The 19,681-nt window shown below is 69.5% G+C and carries 17 protein-coding genes; 9 read left to right on the plus strand and 8 right to left on the minus strand.

Annotated features, from left to right (window positions below):
- Positions 1 to 7: 7 nt before the first annotated feature.
- The 3 genes from OV427_RS46520 to OV427_RS46530 all read right to left on the minus strand — a co-directional run bounded on the left by OV427_RS46520 (position 8) and on the right by OV427_RS46530 (position 2,223).
- Positions 8 to 442, minus strand: coding sequence for a hypothetical protein (locus OV427_RS46520; RefSeq protein ID WP_267862692.1), 435 nt, complete (start codon positions 440 to 442; stop codon positions 8 to 10).
- A 251-nt stretch (positions 443 to 693) separates the two neighbouring features.
- Positions 694 to 1,374, minus strand: a complete 681-nt coding sequence (locus OV427_RS46525; RefSeq protein ID WP_267862693.1) for a CHAP domain-containing protein — start codon at positions 1,372 to 1,374, stop codon at positions 694 to 696.
- A 231-nt stretch (positions 1,375 to 1,605) separates the two neighbouring features.
- On the minus strand, positions 1,606 to 2,223 hold the full coding sequence (locus OV427_RS46530; RefSeq protein ID WP_267862694.1) for a GNAT family N-acetyltransferase: 618 nt from the start codon (positions 2,221 to 2,223) through the stop codon (positions 1,606 to 1,608).
- 107 nt (positions 2,224 to 2,330) lie between these two features.
- Between OV427_RS46530 and OV427_RS46535 the strand changes: the two genes are divergently transcribed.
- The gene (locus OV427_RS46535; RefSeq protein WP_267862695.1) at positions 2,331 to 3,326 is read left to right on the plus strand and encodes a bile acid:sodium symporter family protein; all 996 of its coding nucleotides are present in this window, start codon (positions 2,331 to 2,333) and stop codon (positions 3,324 to 3,326) included.
- 714 nt (positions 3,327 to 4,040) lie between these two features.
- Positions 4,041 to 4,973, plus strand: a complete 933-nt coding sequence (locus OV427_RS46540) for a bifunctional helix-turn-helix transcriptional regulator/GNAT family N-acetyltransferase (protein WP_267862696.1) — start codon at positions 4,041 to 4,043, stop codon at positions 4,971 to 4,973.
- Between the two features lie 12 nt (positions 4,974 to 4,985).
- Here the strand turns inward: OV427_RS46540 and OV427_RS46545 are convergent, their stop codons facing one another.
- Positions 4,986 to 6,389, minus strand: coding sequence for a galactose oxidase-like domain-containing protein (locus OV427_RS46545; protein WP_267862697.1), 1,404 nt, complete (start codon positions 6,387 to 6,389; stop codon positions 4,986 to 4,988).
- A 231-nt stretch (positions 6,390 to 6,620) separates the two neighbouring features.
- Between OV427_RS46545 and OV427_RS46550 the strand changes: the two genes are divergently transcribed.
- From OV427_RS46550 to OV427_RS46570, 5 genes are all read left to right on the plus strand, one after another.
- Positions 6,621 to 8,060 carry an ELWxxDGT repeat protein gene (locus OV427_RS46550; RefSeq protein ID WP_267862698.1) on the plus strand — a complete coding sequence of 480 codons (1,440 nt, stop codon included), beginning with the start codon at positions 6,621 to 6,623 and terminating at the stop codon, positions 8,058 to 8,060.
- A gap of 82 nt (positions 8,061 to 8,142) precedes the next feature.
- The gene (locus tag OV427_RS46555; protein WP_163996597.1) at positions 8,143 to 8,697 is read left to right on the plus strand and encodes a DUF2378 family protein; all 555 of its coding nucleotides are present in this window, start codon (positions 8,143 to 8,145) and stop codon (positions 8,695 to 8,697) included.
- A 78-nt stretch (positions 8,698 to 8,775) separates the two neighbouring features.
- Entirely contained in the window at positions 8,776 to 9,843 is a 1,068-nt protein-coding gene (locus OV427_RS46560) for a hypothetical protein (protein ID WP_267862699.1), read from the plus strand.
- Entirely contained in the window at positions 9,840 to 10,748 is a 909-nt protein-coding gene (locus OV427_RS46565; protein WP_267862700.1) for a fumarylacetoacetate hydrolase family protein, read from the plus strand. The genes OV427_RS46560 and OV427_RS46565 overlap by 4 nt, the downstream gene beginning before the upstream one ends.
- A 10-nt stretch (positions 10,749 to 10,758) precedes the next feature.
- On the plus strand, positions 10,759 to 11,010 hold the full coding sequence (locus OV427_RS46570; RefSeq protein WP_267862701.1) for a hypothetical protein: 252 nt from the start codon (positions 10,759 to 10,761) through the stop codon (positions 11,008 to 11,010).
- A 24-nt stretch (positions 11,011 to 11,034) separates the two neighbouring features.
- On the opposite strand, the gene OV427_RS46575 is transcribed toward OV427_RS46570, so the two are convergent.
- The 4 genes from OV427_RS46575 to OV427_RS46590 form a co-directional block, all read right to left on the minus strand.
- A complete protein-coding gene (locus OV427_RS46575) occupies positions 11,035 to 12,078 on the minus strand; it encodes an alpha/beta hydrolase (RefSeq protein ID WP_267862702.1) in 1,044 nt (347 codons plus the stop codon).
- A 29-nt stretch (positions 12,079 to 12,107) separates the two neighbouring features.
- Positions 12,108 to 13,658: a GMC family oxidoreductase N-terminal domain-containing protein gene (locus OV427_RS46580; protein WP_267862703.1), complete on the minus strand. Its 1,551-nt coding sequence runs from the start codon at positions 13,656 to 13,658 to the stop codon at positions 12,108 to 12,110.
- 12 nt (positions 13,659 to 13,670) lie between these two features.
- A complete protein-coding gene (locus OV427_RS46585) occupies positions 13,671 to 16,019 on the minus strand; it encodes a GMC family oxidoreductase N-terminal domain-containing protein (protein WP_267862704.1) in 2,349 nt (782 codons plus the stop codon).
- A gap of 162 nt (positions 16,020 to 16,181) precedes the next feature.
- Positions 16,182 to 17,903, minus strand: a complete 1,722-nt coding sequence (locus tag OV427_RS46590) for a hypothetical protein (protein WP_267862705.1) — start codon at positions 17,901 to 17,903, stop codon at positions 16,182 to 16,184.
- Positions 17,904 to 18,147: 244 nt separating this feature from the next.
- On the opposite strand from OV427_RS46590, the gene OV427_RS46595 reads away from it, so the two are divergent.
- Both OV427_RS46595 and OV427_RS46600 read left to right on the plus strand, forming a co-directional pair.
- Positions 18,148 to 18,567, plus strand: coding sequence for a type II secretion system protein GspG (locus OV427_RS46595; RefSeq protein ID WP_267862706.1), 420 nt, complete (start codon positions 18,148 to 18,150; stop codon positions 18,565 to 18,567).
- Between the two features lie 149 nt (positions 18,568 to 18,716).
- A complete protein-coding gene (locus tag OV427_RS46600; RefSeq protein WP_267862707.1) occupies positions 18,717 to 19,523 on the plus strand; it encodes a pilus assembly protein PilP in 807 nt (268 codons plus the stop codon).
- The last annotated feature ends 158 nt before the right edge of the window (positions 19,524 to 19,681 follow it).

Here is a 19,681-nt window from a genome sequence, read left to right on the forward strand (position 1 = left end):
ACATGCTTTAGAAATACGCCCAGGGATCGAACGTGTTCCAGTCTACCCATCCGTACGGGCGGCCCATGTAGACGAGGCCTTGAGCCGTCGGCTGTCCCGTGCTTGTGCCGAGTGCGAAGTAGATCGTATTGGCTTCGGCCTTTCTCGGACCCGCGCCCGCGCCACCCGCGTCTATGGCGATCGTGTTCAGCGCGCTCGCGTCCACGCCGTTTGCTACCAGCAGCGAGCGGATCACGTCGGGATTGTGGATCTTGACGGCATTGGTCAGCGTGGCATTCGCCGAGGACGACGTGCTGATTCTCTGCAACGCACCCTTGATCGACGCCTGCAGCTCCGCGGGGATCGATGATTCGCACGGAGAAGGTTCAGCGGCCTCCGCTGGAAGAGATGTCGCACTGCCTACCGCGAAGACGGACGCAAGGAACATCCACTTCAGGTTCATGGCGATCTCCGTGTTGAGGGACTTCCTTCGGGTGTGCGGCTCCGCCAGGCTCACCGCTCGATGACACTTGGCGCGACGATGCACCCTGAGCCTACGCCGAATTTCGTGTATTAGGGAAATGGCAGGTCTTACGGTGTAATCTGTCTATAGCCTGGTGGCACCTGCTCTCGTGCTCCTGCGATGGACGCAGACGCCCTTCTGGCGCTGTGCACCGTTGCATGCCGAAGCGGTGGTGACCGCACGGCGGGGCCTCATCGCCGAGGCGACGGGGTGAGTGCCTCCGGAGAGGCGAAGCCGGCGAAGAGTTCCCCGGTGACGTAGGCACGGTGTCCGTCAGAGGCGCGGCGGAGGTAGTCGTTGAGCACCTTGCGGCCCGTGCGGGCGCGGTGGGTGGCGGGCCAGCGCAGGTGCATGCGCGCGCGGGCAATGCCCTTGCTGCCGCGGTGGATGAAGGTGACGAGTCCTCCCGGGGACACGTGCTCGACGACGCCGACGTGGGTGAGCCCGTCATCCCGGCGCCCATCGCGGTCCCGGTCATACGTCTCGCGGAAGAAGACGAGGTCCCCCGGGCGCGGCTTCGCGCGGTGGAGGGCACCTCGGCGGCGCGCGGCACGGTAGATGTGGGTAACGCCGTTCTCGCCCGGGCGGCCGGGGACAGGCGCCATGAGGTCGATGCCGGCGTGGGTGTACGCCAGGCGAGCCAGCCCCGTGCAGTCGTCGGGCACGGTGTCGCTGACGGTGCGCAGGGAGGAGACACCGACGAGGCCGGTGGCCTTGTCGACGATGCGCTCACCGACGCGCGGGCGCGAGGCCGGCTTGCGGTGCGAGGATGGCTTCTTTTGCTTCGCGAAGGCGGCCTGCCCGGACGCAGTCCGAGCAGGCACGGGACGCCCGGCGTGCGTGGCGACATCCGTGCCTCCGTAAGCCATCATCGGAGCGACCACTGCGATAGCGACCACGAGGACGTGACGGAGCATTGTTTCGCCCGACGGGGCCCTCCGTGGGGCTATTCACTCCAGGCGTGTGCGCCGTCTGGCTTCCGCGCGCGCAGGCAGGCCCGCTGTCCACCTGCGCGCCGATCCACCGTCACGGGCCCACCTGCTCCGGACTCGCACCCGGGCCCCTGCGCCGCTGCCGCTCCCCTGCCCCCGCCCGCACGCTGTCTACCCGGGAGGACGCCACATGAACCACTGGGGCGGCCCGCCGTCGAAGCACGGCTCGATGCGCTGGGTGTCGAAGCCGAAGCCGCGATACCACTCCCGGTTGGACTCCTTCGCCGTCTCCAGGAAGCAGGGGTCGCCCTGCTCCGCCGCCAGCTCCAGTCCGCGCTTCATCAACCGCACACCCAGTCCGCGCCCCTGCATGGAGGGCTCGACGGCGATGGCGGCGAGGTACCAGTGCGGAGGCGTATGCGGATGGTAGCGCTCGAGCCGCGCGAGCGCCTGGAGCGCCAGCCGCGCGCGTCCCGGGAAGTGCCGGAGGCCCGCCCACACCGTCGGGAGGAATCGCGCCTGACGCCGGAGCGACTGCGGGAAGGCTCCCGGCCGCAGCCACGCAGCGACACCGGCCAGCCGCCCGTCCTCCACGAGGGCGTGGACGGTGCCGTGCTCCAGGCAGTCGATGACGGTGGCGCTGTAGAAGCGGGAGGACACCTTCGCGCGCGTCTCCGCGTCGCCCGGGAACAGCTCCGCGAGGAAGGGGTAGTCGTCGAAGGCGCGGGCGCACATCGGGCCCACCTGGTCGAGCAGCTCCGGGCCCAGCTCCTGGAGAGTCACGGTCATGGCGGCGTGGGACGGTAACACGCCCGCGGTGCACCTCCCGGCACGGGCCGCGTGTCGCAGCGGATGCCGGTGGAGGTCTCTCGCGGCACGGGGTATTGAGCCCCCACATGCCTCTGCGCCTCGTGAAACGGCTCGTACGGGATTGGTTCCTGGTCGGGATGGTTGCCGCCGTCGTGCTGGCCGCCCTCTTCCCCGACTTCGGCCGCACCGGGGGGACGCTGCACGCGGACGTCGTCGCCAACGTCGGCATCTTCCTCGTGTTCCTCCTGTATGGGCTCGGGCTGCCGCTGGCGAACCTGAAGGCCGGCGCCATGAAGTGGCGGCTGCACCTCGTGGTGCAGGCGTTCACCTTCGGGGTGTTTCCCCTGCTCTGGCTGCTGCTCAACCTCGTCGCGGGCCGCTGGCTTCCGCCGGACCTGATGTTGGGCTTCCTGTACCTGTGCGCGGTGCCGTCGACCATCTCCTCCTCGGTCGCGATGACGGGCCTGGCCCGGGGCAACGTGGCGGCGGCCATCTTCAATGCGAGCCTGTCGAGCCTGCTCGGCGTCGTGCTCACGCCGTTGCTCGTCAGCCTGCTGGCCACGACGACGGGACAGTCGCTCTCGCTGGGGGACGCCATCCTCAAGCTGGCGGGGCTGCTCCTGCTTCCGCTGGTCATCGGCCAGCTGCTCCGGCCGGTGCTGGGGGGATGGTTCGCGCGCTACCGGCGCTACACCAACATGTTCGACCGGGTGTTCATCCTGGTGCTGGTCTACGCCTCGTTCTGTGACTCGGTGAAGTCAGGGCTGTTCACGAACCATGGCGGCGGCGTCATCGCGGTGACGCTCGGAGGGGCGGCGCTGTTCCTCGCGCTCGTGCTGACGCTGAGCACCACGGTGACGCGGTGGCTCGGCTTCGAGAAGGAGGACGAGATTGCCGCGGTCTTCTGTGGCTCCAAGAAGACGCTGGCCTCCGGGGTCCCCATGGCCCGGCTCATCTTCGGCGCGCACCCGGCCCTGGGTCTCATCGTCCTGCCGCTGATGTTCTACCATCAGCTCCAGTTGCTGGTGTGCTCGGTGCTGGCCGAGCGCTACGCGAGCCGCGAAATACGGTCCACCACCTGAGCAGTACAAGGACACCCCCGAGCCCGAGCTTCGGAGTCTCGCATTCCCTGAGCTGGTCCGAAAAAGCCGGCCCGGCCAACTCGGAGTTGGGAAGGGGCGGCAAGCGGTTACCAGCACACCTCGCTGCGTGACCTCTTCGGCCACGCAGCGTCTGCTCGTCGCGGACCCTCCCGACGGAGGTTAGTAGCAGGAGCCACTGCAATAGACGCCGTCGCAGCAACTACTGCCGGTAATGCCACATCCCGTCGTCGGATAACGACTGAAGTCGCAGGCGGGGTAGCAACCACCACTGCCGGCGATTTCGATACCTACGCAGATGTGATTCGGGTTGCTGCACGGATAGTCATAATCACAGTACTGGACGGCCTGCTCAGTTTCCGAAGTGGAATCATCGACCTGAACGGTCGTGCCGCCACATCCGGCCAATGCGACTAGAGACGCTGCGGCTGCAAGGACCCATCCATGCGCTAGCTTGTTCATTGCATCCTCCGCTGGGTGAACCAGGTGCTGAGCACATGCTCTCAGAGGCCTGGCACCTGGAACAAGGTCGCAATGAGGGAGGTGCGCCGGGGAACGCTCAGAGCGATTCGGGGTGGGGCTGCTGGTGTTCTCGGCGCTGGCCGAGCGCTACGCCAGTCGCGGATCGCGGCCCCAGATAGTTGCCTCAGGCAACCAATTCGTTGACAATGGCAACGAATTCGGAGGAGCACGGACATGGGCGAGGCCAGGCACGAGCGGACCGTGGCGGCGGTGCGGCACTTCAATCGCTTCTACACACAGAGGATTGGCGTCCTGCCCGAGGGGCACCTGGAGAGTGACTTCTCCCTCACCGAAGTGCGGGTGCTGTACGAGCTGGCGAACCGGGAGCAGCCCACGGCGGCGGAGCTGAGCCGGGACCTGGGATTGGACCCGGGCTACCTCAGCCGCGTGCTGCGCGCCTTCGGCACCCGGGGCTTCGTGACACGGGAGCGCTCGGAGTCCGACGGCCGCCAGAGCCTCGTGCTGCTGACCCGGCGTGGTCAGGACGCCTTCTCCAAGCTCAACGCGCGCTCGAGCCAGGAGGTCGGCGCGCTGCTGTCCCGGCTGTCCCCGGCCCGGCAGAAGCGCCTGCTGGAGGCGATGCGGACCATCGAGGAATTGCTCGGAGACACGCCCGCGCGGGAGAAGGCACCCTACCTCCTCCGGCAGCACCGGCCGGGCGACATGGGCTGGGTCATCCAGCGCCACGGCCTGCTGTACTCCCAGGAGTACGGCTGGGACGAGCGCTTCGAGGCGCTGGTCGCGAGCATCGCCGCGAAGTTCATCCAGGAGTACGAGCCGGCGCGGGAGCGCTGCTGGATTGCCGAGCGGGACGGGGAGAATGTCGGCTCGGTGTTCCTGGTGAAGGAGTCGAAGACGGTGGCGAAGCTGCGCCTGCTGCTCGTGGAGCCGTCCGCGAGGGGGCTCGGAATCGGCTCACGGCTGGTGGACGAGTGCGTGCGCTTCGCCCGCGAGGCCGGCTACCGCAAGGTGCGCCTGTGGACCAACGACATGCTCCACGCGGCCCGGAAGCTCTACGAGCAGGCCGGCTTCGTCCTCGTCCACTCCGAGCCGCATGACAGCTTCGGAGACGGCCTCGTCGGGGAGACGTGGGAGCTGAAGCTGTAGCTCCCGATGCCATCACTGGGCGGTAATGCGCACCATCCGCCCCACCGACGGCACGCCCGTGTCGCTCACCAGGAACAACTGGTAGTAGCCCGGCGGCGCCACGTTGTTGTTCCGCGGCGCCGTCACCGTCAGGCTCCCCGAGCCTCGCGTGAAGCTCAGCGTAACGAGCCGCTGGTTCTGGTCGAACGCGTGTGTCACCGACGCGAGCGCCACCAGCGACACCCGCGTTATCTTCGCCGCGTCCGGCGTCGTCACCGTGAAGCTCGTCCCTGGCGCCACCGTGTCCGGTGCCCCGCTGACCCCGGGCCGCGCGCCCTTGAAGAGATAGGGCGGAGAGTAGACCTCCGCCGTGCGGCGCTTGCGTCCCCCCGCGCTCATCACCCTCCCGTCCGGCAGCAGCACTGCCGTCGCGTGGTAGCCCCGATACACCGTGTTGCTCGCCAGCCGCGTCCACCGGTTCGTCGCGGGGTCATACAGCTCCGCGTACAGGACGGGGGAGTCCGCGTTGTCGAAGCCGCTCCCCCGGCTGCCTCCCGTCACCAACACCCGTCCATCCGGCAGAATCGTCGCGTTGTGCTGGCGCCGCGCCGTGGACATCGATGCCACGAACTTCCAGGACGGCGAGGACGCATTCAGGTCGATGGTCTCCACCGTCGCAGTGGGCGGGTCTCCCCCACCGATGAGGAACACCCGGCCGTCGAGGATGACCGCGGGCCCGTAGCTCCGCGTGCCGAAGCTGCTGGAGGGCCCCGAGGACCATGAGCCCGTCCCCGACGTGTTCATCCACCGCGACGCGCGCTGCGGCCCCGCGTAGAAGAGCCGCCCGTCCGGCGCCAGGAACATGCGCGGGTAGTACGGCAGCTTGAGCCGGGCCCCCGTCATGTTCCGCCACGTCTTGCTGCCCGCCAGGTAGCGCTGCGGCAGTTCGTTGATGTCGCCCGAGCCGTTGATCTCGCCGGAGAGCACCATGACGTCCCCGTTCGCGAGCGTCGTGTTCGTCGGGTACCAGCGCCCCGCGTTCATGTCCGGCAGGTGCGTCCACGCCCCCGTGGCCGTGTTGTACAGGCTCGCATCCCTCAGTCCGACGTGGCTCTCGATGTGCCCGCCGGTGATGAGCAGCCGACCATCCGCGAGGTACGAGTGGCCCGCGCAGAAGATGTTGTACCCCGGGCGTGCCAACGACGTGACGGCATTGGTGGCGGGGTCCCATCGCCGGGGCGGGTCGTCCCCCTCGTCGAACTCGCCGAAGAACATCACCCGTCCATCCGGCTGCAGGCTCGCGTGCGTGGCGGTGATGGGCCATGACATGACGCTGGACCAGGCGCCCACGTCCGACGCCGCCGTCTGCGCCCGGGCCGGGCCGGCCAGCAGGAGGACTCCGGAGAGGACGGCCACGAGGCCTCGTAGCCAGGGCAAGGGAGTGCTCCACGACATTGCGGCCTCCAGGTCGGTGCTGCCAACGGCAGGGGGCAGAACCTAAGAGGCGTCTGGCGTGAGCCAATCGGTCCTCGCGTCCAGGGAACTGTCCGTCCCTGACGCCACGACTGTCGCGCGCAGGCGGGGCGTCCCCTCCTCCGGCACGGGTAGGCGTGGGCCCGAAGGCGGCCAGATTCCGCCTGTCCGTCCCCCCGCCTGTCGAGGTCTTCCATGAGACGCTGGCGTGCCCTCCCCCTGGTGCTGGCGTTGCTCCCCGGCTGCACCGAGCCCACGGCCTCCCCCCGGGACGAGACAGAAGCCGGAAGCGTCTCCGCGCAGGAGGCCTCGACGTGGGAGCCGTGTGACTTGACCCCCGTCTCGCTCGGCCCCGCCCTCGCGGACAGCGACCTGGACGCGCGCGAGCCCGTGCATGCCGGCGGGCGTCTCTTCTTCGTCGCGGGCGACGACACGACCGGGCATGCGCTGTGGGTGAGCAGCGGCACGCAGGGCACGGGGACGTTCAAGGTGAAGGACTTCCTCCCGGGGCCCACCGGCATGCCGCCCACGCAGCTCATCCGGGTGGGCGAGCGCGTCTTCTTCGCCGCCGAGGACGACGCCCATGGGCGCGAGCTGTGGACGAGCGACGGCACCGTCTCCGGCACCCACATGGTGATGGACGTCTGGTCCGGACCGACGGGCTCCTTCCCGGGCTCGTTCTTCGAGCACCAGGGCCGGCTCTACTTCGCCGCGGGTGACGAGGCGCACGGGCGCGAGCTCTGGACGAGTGACGGCACCGCCTCCGGCACCGTGCTCGTCGCGGACATCGAGCCGGGGCCCGAGGGCACCAACCCGGACCGGCTGGCGCGCGGCGGAGATGGCTCGCTCTACTTCATCGCCCAGGTCCAGATGTTCTACACGGCGGTGATGCGGCTCTCCTCGGGCGCCGCCCCCGTCGAGCTGATGCGCATGTCGAGCGAGGGCGCCGTCCTCGGGGGGCCCACGGCCGCGGGCCGCCGCGTGTACTTCGTCATGGGCGATCTGCACGGCCACAACGTCCACCTGATGGTGACGGACGGAGGCCCGCCCCTGCTCATCGCGGACTTCGCGTCCACGGGCGAGATGCGGGCACTGGGCGGGAAGCTCTACTTCGCGGCGTCCACGGACATGGAGGGCGAGGACGTGGAGTTGTGGCGGAGCGATGGCACCCGCAAGGGAACGTGGCGGGTGAAGGACATCCGCACCGGAGCCGGGGGCTCCTCGCCCGGCGAGCTCACCGTGCTCGGGAGCCACCTCTACTTCTCCGCGGATGACGGCCCGCACGGGCGCGAGCCGTGGGTGAGCGATGGCACCGTCGCGGGGACACGCCTCGTCACGGACCTGGAGCCCGGCGCGGCGGGCTCCTTCCCCGAGCGGCTGACGGCCCTCCAGGGGAACCTCTTCTTCAGCGCACAGACTTCAAAGCGCGGACGGGAGGCCTGGATGAGCAAGGGCACCACCGGGGTGACGGTGCCGCTCGACGACGTGGCGGCCGGGGCGCTCGATGCGTGGCCGAGGGGCTTCGTGCGCTCGGGCTGGGACCTGGCCTTCACGGCCGTCAATGGCCAGGGCACCCGGCGGCTGTGGGCCGTGCCCCTCAGGCCCGAGGGACGCTGTCCCACCAGCGCCAGGTAGGGCCTCCGGCCCCGTTCGAGCCGCACAGCCTCGTGTCCGTAGCACTTGACCCGACGGGGCGGGCCGGGGAGGAATGCCCCGCATGGCCGAGCGACTCGTCTTCCCACCCATCGTCGAGGGACTCTTCGTCCGGGGACTGACCGGGCGGGTGTCCCCGCTGCTCAAGGAGCAGCTGCGGATGGAGGGACTGGACCTGGACCGGCCGCTGCTCCCCGCGTACACGCTGGAGACGTGGATCCGCTGCGTGGCGCTGACGGCGAAGGCCCTGCACCCGGAGGAAACCGAGGCGGTGGCGTGGCGGCTGCTCGGCGAGCGGATGATTGATGGCTACCGCGACACCATGATGGGGCGCGCCCTGCTCGGGGTGATGAAGCTGTTGGGGCCCTGGCGGATGCTCTGGAAGGCCCAGCACGGCTTCCGTACGAGCAACAACTACACCGAGGTGCGCATCACCGAGCGCGGCCCGAACGAGGCCGAGGTGTGGCTCAACGAGCCCGGCGCGCTGCGGTACTTCAAGCAGGGGGTGATGCTGGCCATGGGACGCGCCGCGGGCGCCCCCGCGACCACGGTGGAGGTGAGCCGGTTCGACGCGGACAGCGCCACCTACCGGGTCATCTGGAACGAGGCGGGCCGCTGACACGGCTTGCCGGGAACACCGTGCCTCTGCGAGCGTTGGGCCTCGGCCGGCGCAGTGGCCGTCCATGAGGGGGACGATATGCCGTCGAGCGAGCGCGCCAACCTGCCGCGCTGGAAGGGCCAGCCAGGGTTCTTCGAGATCTGGTTCCTGGTGGTGCTCGACCTGAACGGGGAGCGCGCCTGGTGGCTGCGCTACACCCTCTTCACCCCCGCCCCCGGCGCGCCCGGGAAGCCCCGCGCCACCGTGTGGGCCGCCGCCTTCGACAGCGCCTCGCCCACGCCCACGGTGGCGCTGAAGTCCCTCCACCCCATCTCCGAGTTCAGCGCCGGCACCCCGGGGCGCTTCGGCATCCGCATCGGTGACTCGGAGCTGGGGCCGGGCCGGGTCCACGGACGGGTGGCGTCGGGCGGGCACTCCATCGACTGGGATTTGCGCTTCTCGCCGGAGACGTCCTCGGCGGTGCGCCGCGCGCCGAGGGGCACGGACCTGCTACCGCTCACCACGCACGTGGCGCACGCCTGCGACGACGTCGCGTTCACCGGCACCGTCACGGTGGACGGCCGGCGGTACGACGTCCGGGGTGCGCCGGGCCTGCAGAAGCACCTCTGGGGCCACCGGCGCATCGAGGAGCTGACGTGGCTGTACGTCCCCGTCTTCAACGAGGACCCGAAGGCCTCCCTGGAGGCGCTCTCCGTGCTGCCGAAGCGAGGCGGCTTCCCTCCCCGCCTCACGCCCATCTACCTGCGCACCGCGCAGCGCTCACACGCGTTCCACGAGGTGCCAGGACTGTTCTTCACCCGCATGGAGGTGCCTCGCGCGGGTGAGCTGCGCTTCGAGGCGACGTCCGCCACGGCCTCCATGAAGGGCCGCGCGTGGTGTGACCCGAGGACGCTGGCGGGGTACGCGTATCGGGACCCGACGGGCTGGGACGTCCACGTGGCGCAGAGCGACGTGGCCAACTGCGAGGTGGAGCTGTTCACCCGCCCCCACCCCTTCGCCGCGTGGCGCCCGAATGGCCGGCTCACCTCGGCGGTGGGCGCGGTGGAGTTCCATGCCCCCGAGCCACTGGAGGGCGTGCGCTACATCGGCTGGGATGGCACGTCGCTCGACGAGCCCGCGTCCCGTGGCGCCGTGGAGGGACTGTGAGGCTGCGCAGGCTTCCCGAGGCACAGCCCGCGATCATGCGGGCGCTGAATCCGAATCGGACGCCGGGGAGGCTCGTCCCGCTCGAGCTGGCGCCCCGGCACGTCCATGCGCTCGGCCTCACGTACGCGGCGCACATCAACGAGACGGGCGGCGAGGCGGACGGCCCGGCCATCTTCACCAAGGACCCGTCGTCGCTGCTGCACGAAGGCGACACGGTGAAGAGCCCCACGCACGACGCGCTGATGATGGCCGTGGAGCGGCTGGACGCGCGGCTGGTGGCCTCGCTGACGTCGCGGTCCTCCGCGCTGCCGCCGCTGCTGGACTATGAGGTGGAGCTGGGCCTGCTCCTGCTGGAGGACGCACGCGCCACGGACCTGGAGCGGCCCGGCTTCGCGCCGCCCATTGGATACTTCCTCGCCAACGACGTGACGGCGCGCTCGGTGCAGGTGCTGGGCGAGGGCCGGCCGGACCGGATGGCGTTCTGGTGCGCGGCGAAGAGCTTCCCGGGGTTCCTCGTGCCGGGGCCGCTGCTCTGGGTGCCGGAGACGCCCCAGCCAGCGGCATGCCTGGACGTGACGCTGTCCCTCACCGTGAATGGCGAGCCGCGCCAGCATGGCCGGACGATGGACCTCAGCCTGTCGCCGCGCGAGCTGCTGCTCCAGGCGGCTCGGGCGGCCTCCTCGGGTGTGCTGGAGAAGGGAGACGTCGTGCTCACCGGGACGCCGTCGGGCGTGGCCTTCACCGTGCCCTCGTGGAAGCGGAAGGTGGGCGCGCTGCTGCCGGCGGGCGCGAGGCTGTCCGCCGCGCTGAGGGCCCATGCGCGCAACCCGCGGATGCTGAAGCCGGGCGACGTGGTGGAGATGGACGGCGGGGTGCTGGGACGGCGGCGATTCGTCATCGGTTAGGATGGCGAGGATGAGACTCACACTCGCACTCGCGTTGCTGACGGGGGCGCAGCTCGGCTGCGCCACGCTGAACACGTCGGGCATGTCGGAGCCGTGCCGCAACGACTACAACGCCTGCCTCGACTTGTGTCAGCCGCCGCCCCGGGCCTCCAACCGCTTCCCGGAGGGGCCCGCCAGCAACAAGCCACAGAGCACCGAGACGGACTTCGACACGCCTGGCTGCGTCAACCAGTGCAACGAGCGCGCGAAGAGCTGCACCTGAGTGAGCCCCCCGCGCAAGGCCACCTCACCTCGTGGCCTCCAGCGCGTCCAGCACCAGCGGGTACGTGTCTCGCGCCGCCGTGCTGCCCATGAACGTGTCCAGGTGGCCGTACCCCTCCAGCACCTTGCGCTGGTACCACTTCGTCCCGTTCTCCTCGCGCAGCCACTCGTACGTCAGCTCCGTGGATGCGGGCAGGTACGTGCCGTTCTGCTCTCCGGACAGGAAGGTGATCGGCCGCCGCAGGTGCTCGGGCCGGAGGTAGGACGGCGGCTTCTCATGGCCGTACCGACGGAGGTTCTCCTCCTTGCCGTAATCGAACCCCACCGCGTGCCCTGCGCGCGCCATCTGCGCCAGGTGGCGGAACGTCAGCATGTTGCAGGGGCCGAACTGCTCCTCCAACCTGTCATGCGTCTCGCGGTTGAGCCGCGCGTGCTTGTACAGGTGCCCGTACATGAACGTCAGCCGGTGACACACCGTGCTGTCACACTCGTGGCTCAGCAGGTCCGAGAACTTCCCGAACGCCGCCTGCCACACGGGATTCTGAGGGTCCTCGTCCGGCGACAGGTAGTCGAGCGCCACGTCCAGCGCCTCCGGCAGCCGCAGCATCGCCTTGAGCTGCGTCGCCGGCGGGACGATGTGGTGCAGCGCCACCTGTGACGCCACCACGCTGCGCACGTCCGGCAGGTGTCCGGCCGCCATCGACATGAAGAACGCCCCCGAGCCCGCGCAGTGCACCACCGCCTGCACCGAGCCCGCCTTCGTCACCTCCAGCATCTTGCGCACCGCGGCCGGCATGTCGTGCTCGGCTGCCTCGTCCAGGGTGAACTGGCGCAGCGGCAGCTCCACGCTCGCGCGCCAGTCCAGCAGCCACGTGTCGTAGCCATGGCGCACCAGGAACTGGACGAAGTTCTCCTTCAGCGTGGGCAGCATGAACATGCCGCTCCACACCCCTGCCCCGTGCACCAGCAGCACCGGCCCCTTCGCCCCTCCCTGGTAGCGGGTGAGCCATAGCGGGACGCCGTCGCCCGTCTTGAAGTCGTGCCGCTGTGCCGGTGGAAGCGTGTCCATGGTCATCTCCTCGAAGTCACGAAACGGGGTCAGAAGCCGTGGGCCACGGCTTCGGCGATGCGCTCGGCCACCGCGCTGATGGTCATCACCGGGTGGAAGCCGATGGCCGTGGGAATGACGGAGCCGTCCGCGACATGGAGGCCCGGATAGTTGAAGACCTCGCCCTCGGTGGAGACGACGCCGCGCTCGGGCGAGTCCGCCAGGTGCGCCCCGCCCAGCGAGTGCACCGTGAAGGGCCGCTTGAACAACTGCCACGTCACCAGCGGCGCGTACGTGCCGCCGTACTGCGACGCCAGCTCCAGCATCGCCGCGGACATGCGCTTCACCAGCTCCGCGTTCTCCCCGGCGTAGTTCCACTCCACGTCCAGCCGGCCACCCTTGAGCCCCATGCGTCCGTTGGCGTTGTCCTGGCCGATGCCGAAGAGGTTGGACGTGCGCGCTGGATCCACGCGGTTGCTCATCGGCTTGCTGAGCAGCCCCTTCGCGAAGGCCTTGTGGACGAGCGGCCCCAGGAAGGTCCACAGGGGATAGCCGATGCCCTGGAACGGCCCCAACCGAGGCTGCCCCATGCCCGCCAGCACCCGCGTCGCGGGCTGGTTGAAGGTCGCCGTCACCAGCGTGAAGCGCGGCGCCTCGTCCGTGAAGCGCATCACCGTGGCCACGTCCGGGCCCACCCACGGGAGGATGTCCTCGCGCGCGTTCTGCAGCGAGCCCAGGAAGTCTCCATTGCCCGAGTACCCGTGCCCCAGCCGCTTGCTCACCCGGGGCAGGGTCTTCGCCCCGTCCCGGCTGCGCAGCAGCAATTCCACCGTCCCCAGCGTGCCCGCCGCCAGCACCACGCGCGAGCCCTCCACCGTCCGCCGCTCCCCCGTCGCCAAATCCTGGCAGTGCACCCGGTAGCCGCCACCCGGCGCCGGCTCCACGTGCGAGACGAGCGTGCGCGGCCACACCGTGGCCCCCAGCGCCTCCGCCCGCGCCAGGTACGTCTGGTCCATCGTGTTCTTCGCGCCGTGCTGGCAGCCGAACTCACACTCCGCGCACAGCTGGCAGATCTTCCGCCCCGGGCCGGGAGGCTCCGTCCAGGCCACCGCCTCTGGCGGGTCGAACGTCGCGCGGCCCATCCGCTGCGCCGCGCGCTTGAAGAGGTCGCGCTTGCGCAGGTCCAGCGACGCGGGCACGGGCTCCAGCCGCAGCTCCCGGGCCACCTTGTCGAAATACGGCTCCAGCGAGGCGCGGCTGTAGCGCGTCGGCCAGCGCGGGTCCTCGAAGATGGCGGCGTCCGGCCGCACGTGGATGTTGGCGTAGATGAGCGAGCCCCCGCCCACCCCGCTCGCCGTCACCGTGCCGATGCCGGACAGGAAGCGCACGTCGTACAACCCCTGCGCCTCCTGCCGCGACGGGTGGCGCCAGAGCAGCTCGTCCGCGCGAGTCACGTCGCGGGGGAACTCCCCGGGCCGGTACCTGCGGCCGCGCTCGAGCACCGCCACGGACTTCCCCGCCTGCGCCAGCCGCAGGGCGCTGATGGAGCCCCCGAAACCCGAGCCCACCACCACCGCGTCGTACCGCGTCGCCGTCGCCAAGGTGCGCTTCTCCTATTCCAGCTTCGTGCGGGCGAAGACGTCCCAGAGGTGGCCCATGAACATCTTCCCGAAGCGCCGCAGCGCGTCCGCCTTCGCCACGGGCGACTCCGTGCCCAGCACGGCGAAGGTCGTGAGTTGCTGCAGGAAGTCCGGCAGGTGCAGGCGGATGATGCCGCTGGACACCACGGGCGAGTCCCGCTCCGTGCCCCGACGGATGACGGTGTAGAGCGTGGAGGTGTCGTTCCACATGTCGAAGCCGTCGTCGTCCCGCACCTCCTTGTACCCGTCGAGGACGTACGCCTGGCCGTCCGCGCCGGTGAAGGGCAGCAGGTAGAGCATGCGCCGCTCATTGAAGCTGTCGGTGTCCACGAAGAGGTTGAAGACGCCGTTCACGACGTCCGCGCCCTCGGGTGGCGTGAGGCCGTTGACGTGCACCGTGCCCTGGACGATGCCGCCGTGGGCCTTCTCCGCGAGGAAGCGGTCCAGGCTCGGCAGGGTGATGGTGATGACGAACTCCGCCAGTTGCCCTGCCCGCTTCCCGGCCTTCTCCGCGCCCGTGAAGTCGTCCGCCGGTACATGCCCCGGCGCGTGGAAGCCGCGCATCCGCTCCGTGAAGCGCAGGCCCACCACCGGCGTGGGCGACGGCACCGTGCCACCCTCGGGAATCACCACCGTCCTCATCGGGTCCTCTCTTGGCACCACGCGTGCCGGTTGCGGTTCCGGGGAGAAGCGCAGCCCCGCGCGGAAGGGCTGCGGCTCCATGGGGGCGCGCTCCGGGGCCACCCAGCCGGGGTTGCCCAGGGCGTCGCGGATGGCGCGCTCCACGTTGCGCTCGGCCACCGCGGCGATGGTGGACGAAGGGTTGACGCCGGTGCTGGACGGCAGCGCGGCACCGTCGAGGACATACAGGCCAGGGTAGTTGTGAACCTGGCCGTCGGGCTTGAGCACGCCGTACGCGGGCGCCTCGGACATGGCGCAGCCGCCCAGGTTGTGCACCGAGACGGGGATGTGCAGCCGCTCCCACAGCGGGTTGTAGACGGCGCGCGCGCCCAGCGCCCGGGCGATGTCCTGGCAGAGCTGCTCCTGCGTCCGGTACAGCGGCAGGTTGGAGGGCACGTCCCAGCGCGCCTCCAGCTCTCCCGTGAGCGGGCGCAGCGCCAGCCTTCCATTGGCCCTGTCACGCCCCATGGCCAGGAACACGGCCTGGAAGCGCCCGCGCTCGCCCTCCATGGACGCCGCCGCCCGCGAGCGCTTGCGCAGCGCCTTCACCAATTCCTTCTGGAGCAGGTCCACCGGCACCTTCAGGTCCCGGCCCGGGTCCATCGCCTGGAGGATGCCGGCCACCTGTCCCGGGTGCCCGCCCTCCTGGAAGAGGAACCACGTCTTGTCCTTCCCCTGCCCCTGGTCCACCACCATGCTGGTGGTAATCGTGGGCCCCTCCGACGGGTCCCACAGCTCGCGCGTCTCCAGCGCGAAGGCGAGGAAGTCCCCGTTGGCCGAGTAGCGGCAGCCCAGCTTCTCGCCCAGGCGGGGCAGCGTCCCCCACTCGTCCCGGCAGCGCAGCAGCAACTCCGTGGTGTTCACCGCGCCCGCGCACAGGAAGACGCGACGCGCGTCCACGGTGCGCACGACGGCGCCCGCGCCATGGTCGACGAAGGTGACGCGGTAGCCCTCCGGCGACAGCGGCTCGATGCGCGTGGCCTCGGCCTGGGTGGTGACCTCGGCGCCGCGCTGCTCCGCGACGGCCAGGTAGTTGAGGTCCAGCGTGTTCTTCGCGCGGACGTTGCAGCCGATGTCGCACTCGCCGCAGTAGTTGCAGCCCTCCTGGTGCACGCCGAACTTGTTCGGGAGTGCCTCGCCCGCGGGAGCGAAGCGGACGGCGAGGTCCGGGTAGAAGAACTGCGCCTCCCGTCCGAGCTGGCGCGCCACGTCCTTCATCCGCTGCGTCTTGGTGGGCAGCCCCCGCGCGGACGCGGTGATGGGCTGCAAGTCGAGCATGTGCGCCACCAGATCGAAGTACGGATCCAACGACTCGCGGCTGTAGCCCTCGGGCCAGTCGGTGGCGAAGGTCTCCGCGGGCGGACGCAGGTGGACGTTGGCGTAGATGAGCGAGCCCCCGCCGTAGCCCGCCGCTTGAACGATGCTCATCCCCTGCATGAGCTTCACGTCGAACAGGCCCTGCCCGTGCTTCCACAGCCAGCCGTTGAGCGGGTTGTCCCAGTCGCGCGGAAAGCCGCCCTTGGGATAGCGCAGCCCTCGCTCCAGCACCCGCACGGAGAGCCCCGCCTGGGCCAGCCGGCAGGCGGCCACGGCTCCCCCGAAGCCGGTGCCGATGACCAGCGCGTCATACGTCGGCGCCATGTTCCCCCCCTCGTTGAAGACTAGACGCACGAGGTCCGGATTCTTGAAAGAACCCGTTAGTTGCTCAAGCCCCTCCCCTCAACCCCCTGGAATCGCTACGACCCGGCCCCGGTCCTCGCGGACCCGGGCCGGGCCGAGACATGTCTCATGTTTCAGCGGGGCCTACTTCTCGAAGATGACGCCGTACCTGCCGCCGTACGCGGTGACGTGGCGGACGCGGTAGTTGAACAGGCCCGCGTAGAGGTCGCGGTAGCTGCGGAACTGGTCCGGGGTGAGGTCGATGAAGGGAACCAGCGTCTTCGACGTGACGTGCCAGATGGCCTGGTAGCGCTCCCCCAGACCCGGGTGCCAGTACTTCTGCACACTGACCATCTTGAAGCCCGAGGCCTTCAGGGTGTCATCCGTGTCCCACAGGGAGGTCTCCGTCATGCCCTGGTAGGCGTACTGCGCCGTCACTCCCGGCTGCTTCACCCACGTGCCGGTGAAGAAGAGCTGGCCCGCGTCCAGGTACGCCGAGGCGTCCGTGATGAGGTAGCCCGCGTTGTAGTTGTCGTTGATCTGCGTGCCGAACCAGCTCGGCGTCATCTTGTGCCGGGCGATGAAGCCGGTGGTGATGGGCGCGTAGATGGCGGTGAAGCGGGCCTCGTCCGGCGCCGTCATGCCCACGACCTTGTCCGGGCGCCAGCCGAGCGGAATCCACGTGTCCGCGTCCGACTGGTGCTGCGCGAAGGTGCGGAAGGTGCGCGTGACGGGCGCGGACGGGTTGTATTGGAACGAGCCGCCCATCTTCCACGTCCAGCCGCTCGACTCGGTGGCGAGCGTGGAGGGGAACCAACCGAAGGACGCGAAGTAGTTGAAGCCCTGCTGGAACTTCCCCGAGTCCAGCCCGGCGAAGTCCTGGAAGAAGGGCGCATAGTGCGCGGCGTGCTGGTCGGCCTGGCCGCCCTGCCCCGTCGGGTACTCCGTCTGGTAGCAGGACGCGCTGAGCGCGTAGAGGCCGTACGGGTCGAAGAACGTCCACAGGTTCTTCTTCACTCCGCCCACCCAGTGCTCCGCGGGGCGCGCGAACATGATGTGCAGGTGCGTGTTGGTGATGGAGCTGTTCATCCCGTGCGCGCCGGTGAGCCCGGCCATGCCGATCTGCTGCCCCGCCTTCACCGTCTGGCCCTCGCTGACCAGAATGCCCTGCGACGGCGTGCCCCAGCGCGCTTCAATCGCGGTGAGCTGCGCGGACGTCACGCCGTTGGCCAGGGCCTTGCCGTCCGCGTCCGCCTGGTTCTGGTAGTTCTTCCACGCGGCGTCCGCCGTCGCGAAGGAGCCGGCGCCGTTGCCGTTCTCGTAATACGTCTTCGTCAGGCGGGCGCGGGCGATGTCCTCGTCCCGGCCGTCGCGCAGGTGGTGATAGACGGTGCGGAACTTGGAGCCGTCCTTCGCGGTGTGCTCGACGATGACGACGTTGCCCGGGCTGGGCATGTAGCCCACCCACAGCACCACGCCGTCCGCCACCGCGTCCACGCGGAAGCTGGCGCCGCCGTTGGCGTAGTCCAGCGCGTTGTGGCGCGAGTTGGCGCCGTACATCCAGCCCGTCACGGTCTGCACCGCGCTCTCGCGGAACGGCTTGTAGACGGGCATGCGCGCCACCGTCGCGTCGAGCCATGCGCCGCGGTTCACCATGCTGGCGGAGCTGATGGGGTAGTAGCCGTCCGGGTGCGAAGCGGCGACGTTCCCCGCCCCGTCGATGCGGTGGTACCAGTTGTTGGAGGTCGCCGCGGGGGCGGTCTGCGCCGCGCTGTCGATGTCGCAGGCCGCGTGGACGAACGAGGGCGCAAGGGTGCTCAGGGCCATCAGGCCGCTGGCGGCCGAGGCGAGGAAGTGGTTCTTCATGGGATTTTCCGAGGGAGGTGTGGTGGGGCTACGGCCATTGAACGAGAGCCGCCGCGGATATTCCCGGGCCTCTCGAAACGGCCGGGCACGCCGCCTGCACTGACGCACTCCCGGGCCCGCCACTGATGGCCGGTGGAGGGGTCCTCAGGCAGCGCCATGCGTCGGAGCCAGGGGGCTTCACGACAGCGCGACATCGGGGCGACGCGGTGGCCTGACAGAACGTCACGAGGGGTGCGGAACAGTCATGAACCAGAACAAGTCGAAGCAGCAGCGCCGTCGGAATCGCGGAATGACGCTCATCGAAATCATGGTGGTCATCACCATCCTCGGCCTCATCGCCGCGGCGGTGGGTGTCTCCGTGATTCCCATGTTGGAATCGGCCCGGAGGGATCGCGCCGCGCTGGACATCAAGAACATCCAGGGCGCGATGAAGATCTTCTACACGCAGAAGGGGAAGTACCCGGACACGGCCTCCGGGCTGAATGCGCTGGTGGAGTCGCAGGCGCTGGACGTGATGCCCAGGGACCCGTGGAACAACGACTACGTGTACATCAACGAGGGCGGCAAGCCGGTCATCATCTCCTACGGCGCGGACGGCACCGCGGGTGGTGAGGGCAACGACGCGGACATCTCCTCCGTGGACGAGCGCAAGGGCCGCTCGTAGCGCCAGCCTGGCTGCCCTCCCCCTTCCGGCGGTGGCTCCGAGTCAGGCGCCACCCCATGCAATCACCGGACGACTTCTCCATAATGAGCCCGTGCGGAAGCACACGCCGGCCGGAGACTCGCGCCGTGAAGGGGGAGGAGCTCCAACCGATGAAGAAGCTGCTCGTGTTTCTCGCGGTGGTGGTGGTGGCCGTCATTGCCGGCCGGCCGTTCGTGTCCCGATACGACGAGCTGGTGCGCCTGCGCGAGGACACCTACCGTGAGTGGGCGCAGATCGACGTGCTGTTGAATCGCCGGTACGACCTGCTCCCGCGCCTGGTCGCGACGGTGAAGGGCTACGCGGGCCACGAGAAGTCCACCCTGGAAGAAGTGGCGCAGGCCTACAGCGGATACACCCGCGCCTCCACCATTCCCCAGAAGATCCAGGCGTCCTACGAGGCGGAGCGGCAGCTGCGCAGCCTCTCGCTCTTCGGACAGCTCCACCCGAACCTCAAGGCCGACACCCACTTCACCGAGATGATGCGGCAGCTCGCCGAGACGGAGGACCGGCTCGCCAACCAGCGCATGCGCTACAACACCAGCGTCTCCGCGCTGAACAAGGAGGTGAAGAGCTTCTACGGACGGCTCATGGCCCGGCTGGCGAAGGTCGAGGAGGGCACCTACTACGAGCCCCCCGCCGAGACGAAGATGGCCCCTCCGGTCCGCTTCTCGCCGGTGGCGACCACCACACTCAGCGCGGGTGAGCTGCTGCTCAAGGGGACGCTCGCGAGCGGGAAGACGCGCCACGCCATCCTCCAGTTCCCGGACGGGCGCGAGCTGGTGGTGAAGCAGGGCATGGAGGTCAAGGAAGCCTCCGCCCGCGTCAAGCACATCGGTGACTCCGAGGTCACCTTCCAGGAGACCGTCTACGACAGCTCCGGCCAGCCGCAGACGCGCGAGATCCGAATCCGTCAGTGACTCGCCGAAGCCGCTGCCCGGCAGGGACTCCCCCTGCCCCGCCGCCGGGCCGTGCTGCCGGGAAGCGGACGGGACGGGCAGCCCCGCGTCCGATGGAGCGTGGCTCCGTGGCTCGTAACCTCGCGCGTTCTCCGGGAGCCATCCTCCCGGTGCGCCGA

Source organism: Pyxidicoccus sp. MSG2 (genome assembly GCF_026626705.1).
GTDB lineage: Bacteria > Myxococcota > Myxococcia > Myxococcales > Myxococcaceae > Myxococcus.